The organism is Streptomyces sp. NPDC026673, assembly GCF_040638135.1.
In the GTDB taxonomy this organism is placed as follows: Bacteria; Actinomycetota; Actinomycetes; order Streptomycetales; family Streptomycetaceae; genus Actinacidiphila.
On sequence record NZ_JBEZXR010000043.1, the window covers coordinates 42155 to 55425 of the forward strand.

At 74.1% G+C, this 13271-nt stretch carries 10 protein-coding genes; 7 read left to right on the top strand and 3 right to left on the bottom strand.

Annotation, left to right across the window (positions count from 1 at the left end):
- Positions 1-13: 13 nt before the first annotated feature.
- From AB0F62_RS26345 to AB0F62_RS26360, 4 genes are read left to right on the top strand one after another with little or no spacing between them, the layout of a single operon-like run.
- The gene (locus AB0F62_RS26345; RefSeq protein WP_361803960.1) at positions 14-1057 is read left to right on the top strand and encodes an ABC transporter permease; all 1044 of its coding nucleotides are present in this window, start codon (positions 14-16) and stop codon (positions 1055-1057) included.
- Between the two features lie 6 nt (positions 1058-1063).
- Complete coding sequence (locus tag AB0F62_RS26350) at positions 1064-3028, top strand: dipeptide/oligopeptide/nickel ABC transporter permease/ATP-binding protein (protein WP_361803963.1); 1965 nt, start codon at positions 1064-1066, stop codon at positions 3026-3028.
- A complete protein-coding gene (locus tag AB0F62_RS26355; RefSeq protein ID WP_361803966.1) occupies positions 3025-4131 on the top strand; it encodes an ABC transporter ATP-binding protein in 1107 nt (368 codons plus the stop codon). Before AB0F62_RS26350 ends, AB0F62_RS26355 begins: the two co-directional genes overlap by 4 nt.
- On the top strand, positions 4128-5513 hold the full coding sequence (locus AB0F62_RS26360) for a serine hydrolase domain-containing protein (RefSeq protein ID WP_361803969.1): 1386 nt from the start codon (positions 4128-4130) through the stop codon (positions 5511-5513). Before AB0F62_RS26355 ends, AB0F62_RS26360 begins: the two co-directional genes overlap by 4 nt.
- 84 nt (positions 5514-5597) lie before the next feature.
- Here AB0F62_RS26360 and AB0F62_RS26365 read toward each other — a convergent pair whose 3' ends face one another.
- A complete protein-coding gene (locus tag AB0F62_RS26365) occupies positions 5598-6737 on the bottom strand; it encodes a M20 family metallopeptidase (RefSeq protein ID WP_361803972.1) in 1140 nt (379 codons plus the stop codon).
- Complete coding sequence (locus tag AB0F62_RS26370) at positions 6734-8332, bottom strand: amidohydrolase family protein (RefSeq protein WP_361803975.1); 1599 nt, start codon at positions 8330-8332, stop codon at positions 6734-6736. Before AB0F62_RS26370 ends, AB0F62_RS26365 begins: the two co-directional genes overlap by 4 nt.
- A gap of 160 nt (positions 8333-8492) precedes the next feature.
- On the opposite strand from AB0F62_RS26370, the gene AB0F62_RS26375 reads away from it, so the two are divergent.
- From AB0F62_RS26375 to menC, 3 genes are read left to right on the top strand one after another with little or no spacing between them, the layout of a single operon-like run.
- Positions 8493-10148, top strand: coding sequence for a helix-turn-helix domain-containing protein (locus AB0F62_RS26375; RefSeq protein WP_361803978.1), 1656 nt, complete (start codon positions 8493-8495; stop codon positions 10146-10148).
- 47 nt (positions 10149-10195) lie between these two features.
- Positions 10196-11092, top strand: coding sequence for a GNAT family N-acetyltransferase (locus AB0F62_RS26380; protein ID WP_361803981.1), 897 nt, complete (start codon positions 10196-10198; stop codon positions 11090-11092).
- Complete coding sequence (gene menC, locus AB0F62_RS26385; protein ID WP_361803984.1) at positions 11089-12207, top strand: o-succinylbenzoate synthase; 1119 nt, start codon at positions 11089-11091, stop codon at positions 12205-12207. The genes AB0F62_RS26380 and menC overlap by 4 nt, the downstream gene beginning before the upstream one ends.
- Before the next feature lie 88 nt (positions 12208-12295).
- Here menC and AB0F62_RS26390 read toward each other — a convergent pair whose 3' ends face one another.
- Positions 12296-13165 carry a serine hydrolase gene (locus tag AB0F62_RS26390; RefSeq protein WP_361804041.1) on the bottom strand — a complete coding sequence of 290 codons (870 nt, stop codon included), beginning with the start codon at positions 13163-13165 and terminating at the stop codon, positions 12296-12298.
- Between the last annotated feature and the right edge of the window lie 106 nt (positions 13166-13271).

Sequence of the window (13271 nt, forward strand, 5' to 3'; positions counted from 1 at the left end):
GAGACAGCACCCCATGACTCAGCCATCCCCGGGGCCCGCGACGGGCCCGCGCGACGGTTCGCGGGAGGTCCCCGAAGGCGCGGTGGACCGGGGGGAGGACATCCGGCGTTCCTCCCCCCGGGCATGGTTCCTGATCGGACGACTGGTGCGCCTCGCGGTCTCGCTGTTCGTCGTCGTCACCGCCTCGTTCCTGATCGTCCATCTGGTCCCCGGGGATCCGGTGCGCTCCGCTCTGGGCATCACGGCCGACCCCGCCGTGGTGGCGGCGCGGCGGACCGAACTCGGCCTCGACGAGCCTTTGCTGACGCAGTACCTGCACTACCTGGGCGGCGTCGTCAGCGGAGACCTCGGCACCTCGATCATCAGCGGCGATCCGGTGTCGTCGGTCATCGCGACGCGGCTGCCGGCCACCGCGAAGCTGGCCGGCCTGGCCGTCCTGCTCACCGCGCTGACGGCGTTCCCGGTCGGCATGTGGATGGCCGTGGCCACCCACGGCGGGCGCCGGCGCGGCGCGGACCTCGCCTTCACCGGCGTCACCGGCGTCTTCACCACCATCCCCGACTTCCTGATCGGCGTGGGCCTGGTCTTCGTCTTCGCGGTCACCCTGCCCTGGCTGCCGCCGGCCGGAGCCGACACACCCGCCTCCTACCTGCTGCCCGTGCTCGCCCTGGCGCTGGGCCCCAGCTGCCAGCTGGCGCGCATCATCCGCACCGAGACCACCCGCGTCCTCGGGCAGGACCACCTGCGGGTCGCTCGCAGCAAGCGCCTACCCGCCCGGCTGCTCTACCTGCGCCACGCGCTGCCCAATGTGCTGACGGCGGGACTCACCGTCGGCGGCCTGCTGTTCGCCGCGCTGGTCGGCGGCAGCGTCCTGGTCGAGAACGTCTTCGCCTGGCCCGGTCTCGGCAGCAGTGTGGTGGGCGCGATCGTGGCCCAGGACTACCCGCTGGTGCAGGCGATCGTCCTGCTCCTGGGCGCGGTGGTGCTGGTGGTGAACCTCGTCGTCGACCTGGCCCTCGGTCTGCTCGACCCCCGCTCGACCCTCACGAGGAGCTGAGAAACGGTGACCAAGCAAGGCAGCCGGCCCGTCCCCCGGATCGGTCCCACCGGAATGGCGGGCGCCCTCGGCCTGCTCCTCCTGGTCCTTCTGGCCGTGCTCGGCCCGGTCGTCTGGGGCGCCGACGCCGCGCACCTGGACGTGGCCGCGGCCCAGCAGGGACCCTCCGCGCAGCATCTGCTCGGCACCGACGCCCTGGGCCGGGACATGCTCGCCCGGGTCCTGTCGGCGAGCCGTCTCTCCCTGGTTCTCGCGGTGCTGGCGACCCTCCTGGGCTCGGTGACCGGGGTGCTGCTCGGTGCGTTCCCCACCGTCCTCGGCCGCCGGGGCCGCCGGGCGTGGGAGTCGGTGATGAACACCGCGATCGCCTTCCCGGCGCTGCTGCTGGCGCTCTCCGTGGCGACCGTGGTGGGCGTCGGAGCGAAGGGGGCGGTGCTGGCCCTCGGCGTGGCCACCGCCCCTCCGTACGCCCGCCTGACCTACACCCTCGCCTCGTCCGTGTCGGGCTCGGACTACGTCTGCGCCGCACGGATCCTCGGCGTACGGCGGTCACGCCTGACGCTTCGTCACGTCCTGCCCAACATCGCCGAACCGCTGATCGTCACCACCACCCTGCAGGTCGGCGGCATGCTCGTCGCCCTGTCGGCGCTGAGTTTTCTGGGACTGGGGGTCCAGCCGCCCGACTACGACTGGGGCCGCCTGCTCAGCGAGAACCTCAACCGCATCTACACCGCCCCCGCCGCGGCTCTCGCGCCCGGCGTCGCCATCGTCGTCGCCGGGCTGGTCTTCAACGCCCTCGGCGAGACCGCGGCCGCTCTCGTCCGCGCCGAACCGGCCGCCGGTGCCCAAACCATCGGCCGTCGCGTGTCCCGCGGGGCAACGCGCCGTACTGCGGCGGGCCCGGCGCGGGCCGCGACGGCCGGACGGGAGACCGGCGGGCCCGTGGCCGACGCCGCCGCGTACGCCCTGCGCGTACACGATCTCGACGTCGTCTTTCCCGGCCCGTCCGGGCCGCTGCACACCGTCCTGGGGGTCACCCTGGACGTCCGGCGCGGCGAAACGGTCGGCATCGTCGGGGAGTCGGGCAGCGGCAAGACGCTGACGGCCATGGCGATCGCGGGGCTCGTCCCGGAGCCGGGCAGGGTCACCGCCGGCCGGATGGAGATCGCCGGGCGGGACCCCGCAACCCTGCGCACGTCCGAGCGGCGCAGGCTGCTGGGCTCGACGACCGCGGTGGTCTTCCAGGACCCGCTGAGCTCCTTCAACCCCGCACTGCGGATGGGCCGCCAGCTCACCGAGGCCAGCGAGGTCCACCTCGGCCTGCCGCGCGCGGCGGCCGTGCGGCTCGCGCAGGACCGGCTGCGCCAGGTACGTGTCCCCAGCCCGGCCATCAGGATGGGCCAGTACCCGCACGAGCTCTCCGGCGGTATGCGGCAGCGCGCCATGATCGCCATGGGCCTGATGGGGAAACCCGAACTGATCATCGCCGACGAGCCGACCACCGCGCTCGACGTGACTGTCCAGGAGCAGATCGTGCGGCTCCTGGGCCGGATCAACGAGGACACCGGAGCGGCGATCCTGATGATCTCCCACGACATCTCGGTCGTCACCTCCCTGTGCCGGCGGGTGGTGGTGATGTACGCCGGCCGGATCGTCGAGGACACCGACACCGACACCCTGCTCGCGGGCCCCGCCCATCCGTACACGGAGGCGCTCCTGGCCGCCGTGCCCCACATGGGCAGCGACCGGGACCGGCCGCTGGCCACCATTGCCGGCCGGCCCCCGCAGCCCGTCGAGCGGCCGGCGGGCTGCGCCTTCGCACCGCGCTGCCGGTTCGCCTCGGACAGGTGCCGCGGGGAGCAGCCGCCGCTGGAGATCCGGGACGGCCGGCGGATCGCCTGCTGGCACCCGCGGCCCCCGCTCCCGGCCGACCGTACCGAGACCGAGACCACCACGACGGAGCAGGCATGACCGGATTGCGGATCGAAGGCCTGACCGTGCGGTTCGGGCGGGGACGCCGGGCCATGACAGCGGTCGACGGGGTGAGCCTCACCGTGCCCCCGGGCAGGATCGTCAGCCTGGTGGGAGAGTCGGGCTCGGGCAAGTCGACCCTGGCCCGCGCCGTCGTCGGACTCGCCCCCGTCACCGCGGGCCGGGTCCTGCTGGACGGCCGGGACATCGCATCGGACGCGGCCGCCCGCCGACGGATCCAGATGGTCTTCCAGGACCCGTACGCCTCGCTCAACCCGCGGATGACCGTCGGCGGGACCCTGGACGAGGCGCTGCGGACCCGCCCGGGCGCGCGCCTGACACGTGAGCAGCGCGGCCGGGAGACCGGCCGGCTGCTGGATCTGGTCGCGCTGTCCCCCGAGCACGCGGGCGCGCTCCCGGGACGCCTGTCGGGCGGCCAGCGGCAGCGGGTGGCCCTCGCGCGGGCGCTCGCGGTGCGCCCCGACGTCATCGTCGCGGACGAGATCACCAGCGCCCTCGATGTCTCGGTGCAGGGCGCGGTGCTCAACCTGGTCCGCGACATCCAGGCCCGCTCCGGCACCTCGCTGCTGTTCATCTCGCACAACCTCGAGGTGGTCCGGTACGTCAGTGACGTCATCGCCGTGATGTACCTGGGCCGCATCGTGGAGGCCGCACCCACCGAGGAGTTGCTCGCCGAGCCCCGCCATCCGTACACCAGGGCCCTGCTGGCAGCGGTGCCGCGACTCGGCCGCTCCTGGCGCGAGATCGACGCACCGGCGGGCGACCTGGACGCCCCCGACCCCCACCACCCCCCGACGGGCTGCCGGTTCCACCCCCGCTGCCCCGTGGGGCCGCGCGCCGACGCCTCCCGTTCGGTGTGTCTGACCCTGGACCCGCAGTCCGGCGCGGACCAGCGGCCCCACCGGGCCGCCTGTCACTTCGCCGGCGAACCGCTGGCGACCGGCGGCCCCGTGGCGAACGGCTCGGCCCCGGTCGGCCCCCGGAGGGCGGAAGAACCCGACGGCCCGTCGGGCGGCGGGCGCACCCCGCTCGCCGCGGTGGCCGCCACCGATGACGAGACCGCGACGAAGGAGCACCCTTGACACTGGACCAGGCACAACTGGGGCGACGGCTCGAAGAGCTCGCCCGGGAGTACCGCGTACCCGGGGCCTCGCTGGCCGTGCACGCGGACGGCCGGACCGTTCACTCGGCGGCGGGTGTGCTCCACCGCGGCACCGGGGTGGAGGCCACCACCGACTCGCTGTTCCAGGTCGGTTCCATCACCAAGACCCTGACCACCACCCTGGTGATGCAGCTGGTCGACGAGGGGCTGCTCGACCTCGACGATCCGGTGGTGAAGGTACTGCCGGAGTTCCGGGTGGCCGACCTTGATGTGACCGCCTCGGTGACCATGCGCCACCTGCTCACCCACACCAGCGGCATCCAGGGCGACGTGTTCACCGACACCGGCCGCGGGGACGACGTGCTGGAGCGGTTCACCGCCCGGTGCGCGTTGCTGGGCCAGTCGCACCCCATCGGCGCCACCCAGTCGTACTGCAACACCGGATTCGCCGTCGCGGGCCGGGTCGTGGAGGTGCTCACCGGCAAGGTCTGGGACACCGCCCTGCGCGAGCGGCTCCTCACACCTGTGGGCCTGGAACACACCTTCACCCTGCCCGAGGACGTGCTGCGCTTCCGGGCGGCGATGGGGCACCTGCCGGTGCCGGAGGGCGGAGCCGGCGACTGGCCACGACCTGCCCCACGCTGGGGCGTCCCGCGCTCGGCCGGACCGGCGGGTGCCGTGGTCGCCACCGCCGGGGACCTGGTCGCCTTCGCCCGCATGCACCTCGCCGACGGCCTCGCCGCGGACGGCACCCGGGTGCTGTCCGCCGCCTCCGCGCAGGCGATGCGCGAGCCCCAGGTGGCGGTGCCGGACCGCTGGACCGTCGCCGGCCACTGGGGCCTGGGCTGGTTCCTGCCGACCTGGGAGGGCCGGAGCCTGTACGGCCACGACGGCGGCACCGTCGGCCAGAGCGCCTTCCTGCGCGTCCTCCCCGACCAGGAGGCCGTTCTGGTCCTGCTCACCAACGGCGGACGCACCCGGGAGCTCTTCCAGGCGGTCGCGAACGAGATACTCCCCGAGATCGCCGGGCTGCGCATGCCCGAGCCGCCGCAGCCGCCCGCGGAGCCCGTCGCGGTGGATCTCGCGGACTGGTACGGGGTCTACGAGCGCCACGGCGTACGCCTGGACCTCGCCCCGCGCGAGGACGGCACGCCGGAACTCACCCTGAACTTCACCGAAGGGCTGCCCGGCCTCGAGGAACCGCCGCACCGGATGCCGCTGACCGCCGTCGACCCACAGGCCGGCCTCTTCGTCACGCGGGAGCAGGACTTCACCGCGTGGACACCCGTCGTCCTGTACACCCTGGGCGACGGCTCCCGCTACGTCCACCTCGGTGCCCGCGCCACGCCCAAGACCGGCTGAACACACGAAGCGCCCTGCCGCCGGACCCGGGTGCGGGTCCGGCGGCAGGGCGGCCGCGGTCCGGCAGGGGCCGGCCCTCGGGCCCTACCGGCCGGTCCCCCGGCCGGTGCCGAGCAGCCGGCCGATCAACGCCGCCAGGAGCGCCGCCCGTTGCGGCATCGCGGACAGGTCGGCGTACTCTCCCGGCGCGTGCGCATGGTCGCCCACCGCGCCGAGGCCGTCCAGGGTGGGCACCCCGAGCCCGGCGGTGAGGTTGCCGTCCGAGCCGCCGCCGACCGCCGCTCCGCGCAGCGGTCCCAGTCCCAGCGCCCGGGCCTCCCGCACCGCCGAGGCGAACAGGTGCGCCGAGTACGCGGACTCCAGCGCGTACCGGTTGATGCCCCCGTCCAGTTCCAGTCGGGCACCGGCGGCCACGGGCTCCAGCGCGCGCAGGGCGGCGTCCACCCGCTCCAGCTCGGCCGCCGACCATGCCCGCACGTCCACCCGCACCGAGGCGTGCTCGGGAACCGTGTTCATCGAGGACCCGCCCGACAGCACCGTCGGGGTCACGCTGGTGCCCTCCGCGCAGTCGCCCAGCGCGGCGATGCGCAGCACCTGGCGGGCGACCTCCACGGTGGCGTTGACGCCCTTGTGCGGCTCCAGTCCCGCGTGCGCCGCGCGTCCGCCGACGTCCAGCCGGTAGGTGCCGATGCCCTTGCGCGCGGTCTTCAGCGCCCCGTCCGCGCTCGGTTCCGGCACCAGCACCGCCCGGCAGCCGCGGGCGGTGTCCTCGATCAGCGCCCTCGAGGACGGGGAGCCGAGCTCCTCGTCGCTGGTGAGCAGGACCGCGACGCCCTCGGTCGAGGGCAGCAGCCGCAGGGCCGCGAAGAGCTGCACGATGCCGGCCTTCATGTCGAAGACACCGGGGCCGGTCGCCAGCTCGCCGTCCACCTCGAACGGCCAGCGGGCCAGTGTGCCGGTCGGCCACACCGTGTCGAAGTGGCCGAGCACCAGCACATCGCCGGTGCCCGATCCCGGCCACAGCAGGTGGGGCCGGCCCGCCGACTCCAGGCGCCGGGGCGGGCTCCCCATCGCCTGGGTGCCGAGCTCCGCGACCAGGTCCGCACACGAGTGCAGCGCCGGCAGGTCCGAGGAGTACGACTCCCGCTCCACCAGCGCGGCCAGTTCGGCACGCATCCGCGGCGCGTGCGCGGCGGCCTCGGCGAGCAGCGAGGCGCGCCTCACCGCGCCACCGCCTTCCCGGCGGCCCGCTCGCCGTGGCCCGCGCGCAGCACGCGGCCCCGCCGCCCGCCGGTGAACTCCCCGCAGTCCACCACGACCTCTCCGGCGAGCACCACGTACGGGATGCCCGTCGGCCTGACGTCGGGCACCGCGTAGGTACCCTCGTGGCCGACCGTCTCCGGGTCGAGGACACACAGGTCGGCGACGGCGCCCGGCCCCACCCAGCCGCGCCCGGCGAGGCCGAACTGGGCGGCGCTCGCCGAAGTCGCCTTGCGGACCGCCTCCGGCCAGTCGACCACCTTCTCCTCCCGTACGTAGCGGCCCAGGAACCGCGGGAAGCAGCCCCAGGTGCGGGGATGGTCGAGTCCGGTGGGCATGCCGTTGTCCGAACCGATGCCGACCAGCGGATCGGCCATGATCGCGCGCAGGTCGGACTCGGCCATCATGGTCGGCACGATCATCGCGTTCACATCGGCCGTGATCAGGGAGCACAGCACCTCCCACGCGTCGTCCGCGCCGCTGATCCCCGCCAGGGTCCGGCCGACGGTTCGGGCGTCCCGGTGACGGTTGATCAGCACGTCGGCGGGTGACACCTGGCGCCACAGCCCCGCCGCCACCGCCTGCGCCGGATCCTCGGCCCTGGCACGGAGCCGGGCACGCTCGGCCGGATCGGCCATCCGTGCCAGCAGCGCCTCGGCGCCGCCGGCGAGCGCCTCGGGCGGCAGCAGGGCGTGCAGCATGGTGCCGCCGGCCAGATAGGGATACTGGTCGCCGCGGACGTCCACCCCCGCCGCCCGCGCCGCGCGCAGCTTCTCCAGCAGCACCGCGGACTTGCCATGGTTGGGCCGGCCGGCCGCCTTGCAGTGCGAGATCTGCACCGGGATCCGTGCCCGCCGGCCGATCTCGATCGCCTCGTCGAGGGCGTCCTCCAGGGCGTCGCTCTCGTCCCGCATGTGGGTAGCGTACGGGCGCCCCCAACGGTGGGCGACCTTGCCGAGCGCCACCAGTTCCTCGACGTCGGCATAGGCACCCGGGGTGTAGATGAGCCCGCTGGACAGACCGGCGGCACCCGCCGCGAACGCCTCGCCGGCCAGCGCGCACATGGCCTCCAGCGCCCCCGGCGCCAGCCGCCGGTGCATCCCGTTGGCCGTCAGCCGGAGTGTGTGGTGGCCGACCAGTACGGCCATGTGGTTGGTCGGACCGGCGGCCTCGATGTCGTCGAGGTACGCGGCGAAGGAACGCGCCCGGTACGTTGTGCCGGCCGCCAGGTCGCCGAACAGGGCCCGGGCCTCCCCCGCGGCCGCGTCGTCCATCGGGGCCGGGGAGTAGCCGCAGTTGCCGGCGATCTCGGTCGTCACGCCCTGGAACAGCTTGAAAGGCTGCGGCTCGGACATCATCGGGACCAGGTCCGAGTGGCTGTGAGGGTCGATGAACCCCGGCGCGACCACCAGCCCAGCGACGTCGATCACCCGCCGGGCGGGACCCAGACCGCGGCCGACCGCCACCACCCGGTCGCCCGTCACCGCGACGTCCGCCCGCACTCCGCGGGATCCCAGGCCGTCGTGGACGGTGCCCCCGCACAACTTCAGGTCGTACACGCCATCTCTCCCCACTGTGGTTGCCTGCGACGGCAGTCTCGCCGCCGTCGACCACCCCCACCTCGTCCTCCGCGACCAATCCCGCCCGGCGGCCATGTGGCCCCGCACATACCCGTGCCGGGCCGGGCGTGCGACCGTATGGGCTTTGGAAGGACCGAACGTGACGAACCATGGCGCACACCCCTCCCTGGCACGGATCCTCGGCCTGCTCGGGACCTCCGCCGCCCGCCTGCTGACCGCACCAGCGGGTTGCGACATCCCGGTGACCGAGCACACCGTCCTGGACGTCACCGAGGACGAGGGGCCGGCCCGCGCGGGGGCGATGCTGCTGGCCGTGGGGATGCGTCCCGACGCCGAGGCGCTCCTCGACGCCCTGCCGGCCCTGGGCCGGGCACGCGTCGCGGCCATCGCCCTCAAGACCCGCGGGGCCGACACCGGCCCGCTGGTCCAGGCCGCCACCGCCGCGGGCGTCGCCGTGCTCGCCGTCGCCGACGTCATTCCCTGGCGGCACGTCGACGCGCTGCTCACCGCCGCCGCGGGCAACGCCGGACAGGACGGGCCGGGTCTCCCCTCGGCCGGCGCGGTCGGCGACCTGTTCGGTCTGGCCAACGCCGTGGCGGCGATGGTGGGCGGGGCCATCACCGTGGAGGACCCCCAGCAGCGGGTTCTCGCCTACTCCAACCTTCCCGGACAGCCGATCGACGACCCGCGGCGCGACACCATCCTCGGGCGGCAGGTGCCCCGGGACGACAACTACCAGCGGATCTACCGGCGGTTGTGGCGCGCCCCCGGCGTCATCCGGATCGGCGACGCCGCGCCGCTGCCCCGCATCGCCGTGGCGGTCCGCGCCGGTACCGAGCTGCTCGGCTCCCTCTGGGCGGTGGAGTCCGGCATCCCGCTGGGACCCGAGGCGGAGCAGGCACTGGCCGACGCCGCCGGGGTGGCGGCGCTCCACCTGCTCAGGTTGCGCCGCGCCACGGAGCTGGAGCGCCGGGCCCGCGGCGAACTGCTCCGCTCCCTGCTCGCCGGCCGGCCCCCCTCCGCGGCCAGACTCGGCATCGACTCCGGCCTGATGACCGTGCTCGCCTTCGAACTGCCCTCCGCGTCCGGCACCCCGGTCGGCGTCCTCGGGCTGCAGGTCGCGGACCTGGTGACGGCCTGCGCGGAGACACTGGCCTCCGCCGCCTCCTGTGTCGTCGACGGCCCGGTCGTGTACGCCTTGCTCCCGCTTCCGGAGGACATGCCCCGGACCCGGGTGGCGGCACTGGCCGAGACCGTCGTCAGCCGCTGCGAGGAGTCGCTGCAGACCCGGCTGCGAGCCGGCATCGGATCCACGGTGGCCGACTTCGCGGACGTGCCGCGTTCCCGTCAGGAGGCGGACCGGGTGCTGGCCGTGCTCGCCACCGGGCCACGCGGTGCCCGTGTCGCCTCCATCGAGGACGTGCGCTGCCAGGCGATCCTGCAGGAGCTCCGGGAGACCGTCGCCGGCAACCCGCGGATCCGGCTCGCCTCGGTCACCGCCATGCTGCGCCACGACGCCGAGAAGGGCACCCGGTACGCCGAGACCCTCCTGGCCTACCTCGACGCCTTCGGCGACACCACGGTCGCGGCGGACCGCCTGCACATCCACCAGAACACCTTCCGGTACCGCGTCCGCCGGGTCGGCGAGCTGTTCGGCGTGGACCTGGGGGACGCGGACCAACGCCTCGTGCTCTGGCTGCAGCTGCGGCTGACGGTCGGGGAGGGCCGAGCGGCGACGGCCGCCGACGAAGGCCGCCACGTGGTCGACGCGCACCAAGTCCCCGGCCGGGATTGATCTGCCGCGACGAAGCACTCGCCGGCGGATGCGAACAGAGTGAGGGGGTGGCTACTTCACCCTCAGCCCCCCTCACGGGCGCCGCAAGCGACGCGCGGTACCGGGCGGCGGCCGCCGCGGCGGCCGCCCAGGCCCGTGCCGGAGTCGACGTGCGAGAACTCACCGGCCTCCCCGCGCTGAGAAGCGCGGCCCGCCTGTTCGCGGACGTCTGGAACACCGTCCCGGACCGCCCCCCGCTCAACTCCGACCTCATGCGGGCACTCGCCCACGCGGGCAACTACGTGGTGGGCGCCTTCGAGGGCGAGGAACTGCTCGGCGCGTCCGTCGGCTTCCTCGGTCTGCGCGACCGGCCGACGCTGCACTCCCACATCAGCGGCGTCCGGGCCGGCGCCCAGGGGCGCAGCATCGGCTTCGCGCTCAAACTCCACCAGCGCGACTGGGCCGTCCGCCGCGGGATCGAGAGCGTCACCTGGACCTTCGACCCGCTGGTACGGCGCAACGCCCACTTCAACCTGGTCAAGCTCGGTGCCCGGGCGACCGAGTACCTGACCGACTTCTACGGCGACATGACCGACGGCATCAACGCGGGCCAGCACAGCGACCGGCTCCACCTCACCTGGCCGCTGCTCGCCCCCCACGTCGTCGAACGCCTCGACGGCGTGCCGAGCCGCCGCCCCGCGGAGCCCGGTGCCGCCGCTGGTGCCGAGCCGCGGCTGGCGCAGGGCGCGGACGGCGGCCCCGAGTCGCACCCGACCGGCGCGGAGGCCCAGCTGGTCTGGATACCCCCGGACATCGAGGCCGTACGCCGCGAGGACCCGGCCCGCGCCACCGCGTGGCGGCTCGCCCTGCGCACGGCCCTGACCGGCGCCCTCGCCGAGGGCTACGCGATCCGGACCTGCACCCGGTCCGGGCACTACCTACTCACCCGGAGGAACCCCTCGTGAAGATCACCGGATGCGAACTGCGGCGCATACGGCTGCCGCTCGTCGAGCCGTTCCGCACGTCGTTCGGCACCCAGCACGCCCGCGAGGTGCTGCTCCTGCGCATCGCCACCCCCGAGGCGGAGGGCTGGGGCGAGTGCGTGGCGATGAGCGACCCGCTGTACTCGGCGGAGTACCTCGACGGTGCCGAGCACGTCGTCAGGCGCTTCCTGCTGCCCCGGCTCGCCGCGGCTCCGGAGGTGACGGCCGCGCACGTCGCCCCGCTGCTCGCGCCGGTCAAGGAACACCGCATGGCGAAGGCGGCCCTGGAGATGGCGGTGCTCGACGCCGAACTGCGGGCCGCCCGAGTGCCCTTCGCCCGCTACCTGGGTGCGGTGCACGACAGGGTCCCGGCCGGTGTCTCCGTCGGGATCATGGACTCGGTCGACCGGTTGCTGGACGCGGTGGCCGGGTACCTGCACGAGGGCTATCTGCGCATCAAACTGAAGATCCAGCCCGGCTGGGACGTGGAGCCCGTCCGGGCCGTACGCGAGCGCTTCGGCGACGAACTGCTGCTCCAGGTCGACGCCAACACCGCGTACACCCTCGCCGATGCACCGCTGCTCGCCCGACTGGACCCGTTCGGTCTGCTGCTGGTCGAGCAGCCGCTGGCCGAGGACGACGTGCGCGGCCACGCCGAATTGGCCAAGCGGATCCGCACGCCCGTCTGCCTGGACGAGTCGATCACCTCGGCGCGTGCCGCGGCCGACGCACTGACCTCCGGGGCCTGTTCGATCGTCAACATCAAGCCCGGCCGGGTCGGCGGCTACCTGGAGGCCCGGCGCATCCACGACGTCTGTGCCGCGATGGGGGCCCCGGTGTGGTGCGGGGGCATGCTCGAGACCGGGATCGGCAGGGCCGCCAACGTGGCGCTGGCCGCTCTTCCCGGCTTCGTCCTGCCCGGGGACACCTCGGCGTCCGCGCGGTTCTACGCCCAGGACATCACCGCCCCCTTCGTCCTGTCCGCCGGGCACCTGGAGGTGCCCGACGCACCGGGGTTCGGCGTCGAGATCCTGCCGGACGTTCTGGAGGAGGTCACGGTCTCGAGCCACTGGGTGACCCTGGACTCCCTGCGATAGGTCTCACGAGCCGGGGGCCTCGCCCCGGGCCCCCACCGCCGGCAGCCGGCCCCGGGCGGGGCCGGCTGTCGCGCGAGGTGTCGGGATGTCAGCCGGTCGACTGCGAGCCGCGAAGGTGGTCGACGGCGATGCGGGCCACGGTGCCGATCACGGCGTCGGCCGGCGGGTTCGCGTACGCCGACGAATCGGGGCGGGTGAACACGGCGACCGCGTACCGGCCGCCGTCCCGGTACTCCACCACGCCGACCTCGTTGCGGACGAACGGCAGGGTGCCGGTCTTGCCCGCGACGGTCACCGAGTCGTCCGGGAAGCCGCTGCGCAGCCGGTGCGGCCAGACCTGCAGCCCGAGGATGCGGCGCATCGCCGCACAGGACTCGGCCGACGCCGCCTGGTCCTGCCAGATCATCGAGAGCAGGGCGGTCAGCGAGCGGGCCGTCCCGCGGGTGCCGGACGGGATGTCCAGCGCGCGGGAGCCCCGCAGCCGCTCGATCTCCGCAGCACTGAGCTCGGTGACATCGGCGCCGCCCAGTACTTCGTCGAACGCGTCGTAGATGTCCTTGCAGGTTCCCTCCAGACGCACCTCCTTCAAGCCCAGCCCCGCCATCCGGGCGTTGACGGCGTCGATGCCGAGCAGCTCGCACAGGACGTCGGTCGCGGCGTTGTCACTCACGCTGATCATCCAGTAGGCCAGGTCGCGCAGCGAGACCTCGACCGGGTCGACCATGACCGACAACCCGGTCGGACCGGGCGACCGGCCTGCCTGCGGGAGGAGCATCCGGCTGCTCAGGTCGATCGTGCCCTCGTCGGCCCGGGCGTGGAGCTCCACGAGGACCGGGATCTTGCAGACACTGGCCAGGAGCACCGGGTCGTCCGCCCCGTACTCGAACTGCACACCGCTGTCGATGTCGACGGCGTGGACGAACCCCGCGGATCCGGCCGCCGTGAACGCCTCGGCCATGGCGCGCCGCACCTCCTCGGGACCGGTCTGGGCCCCGTTGTGCCCGCTGGGCGGACCGCCGACCGTCGTCGTGGTCTCCTTCATGGCGCTGACCCCTTCCAGGATG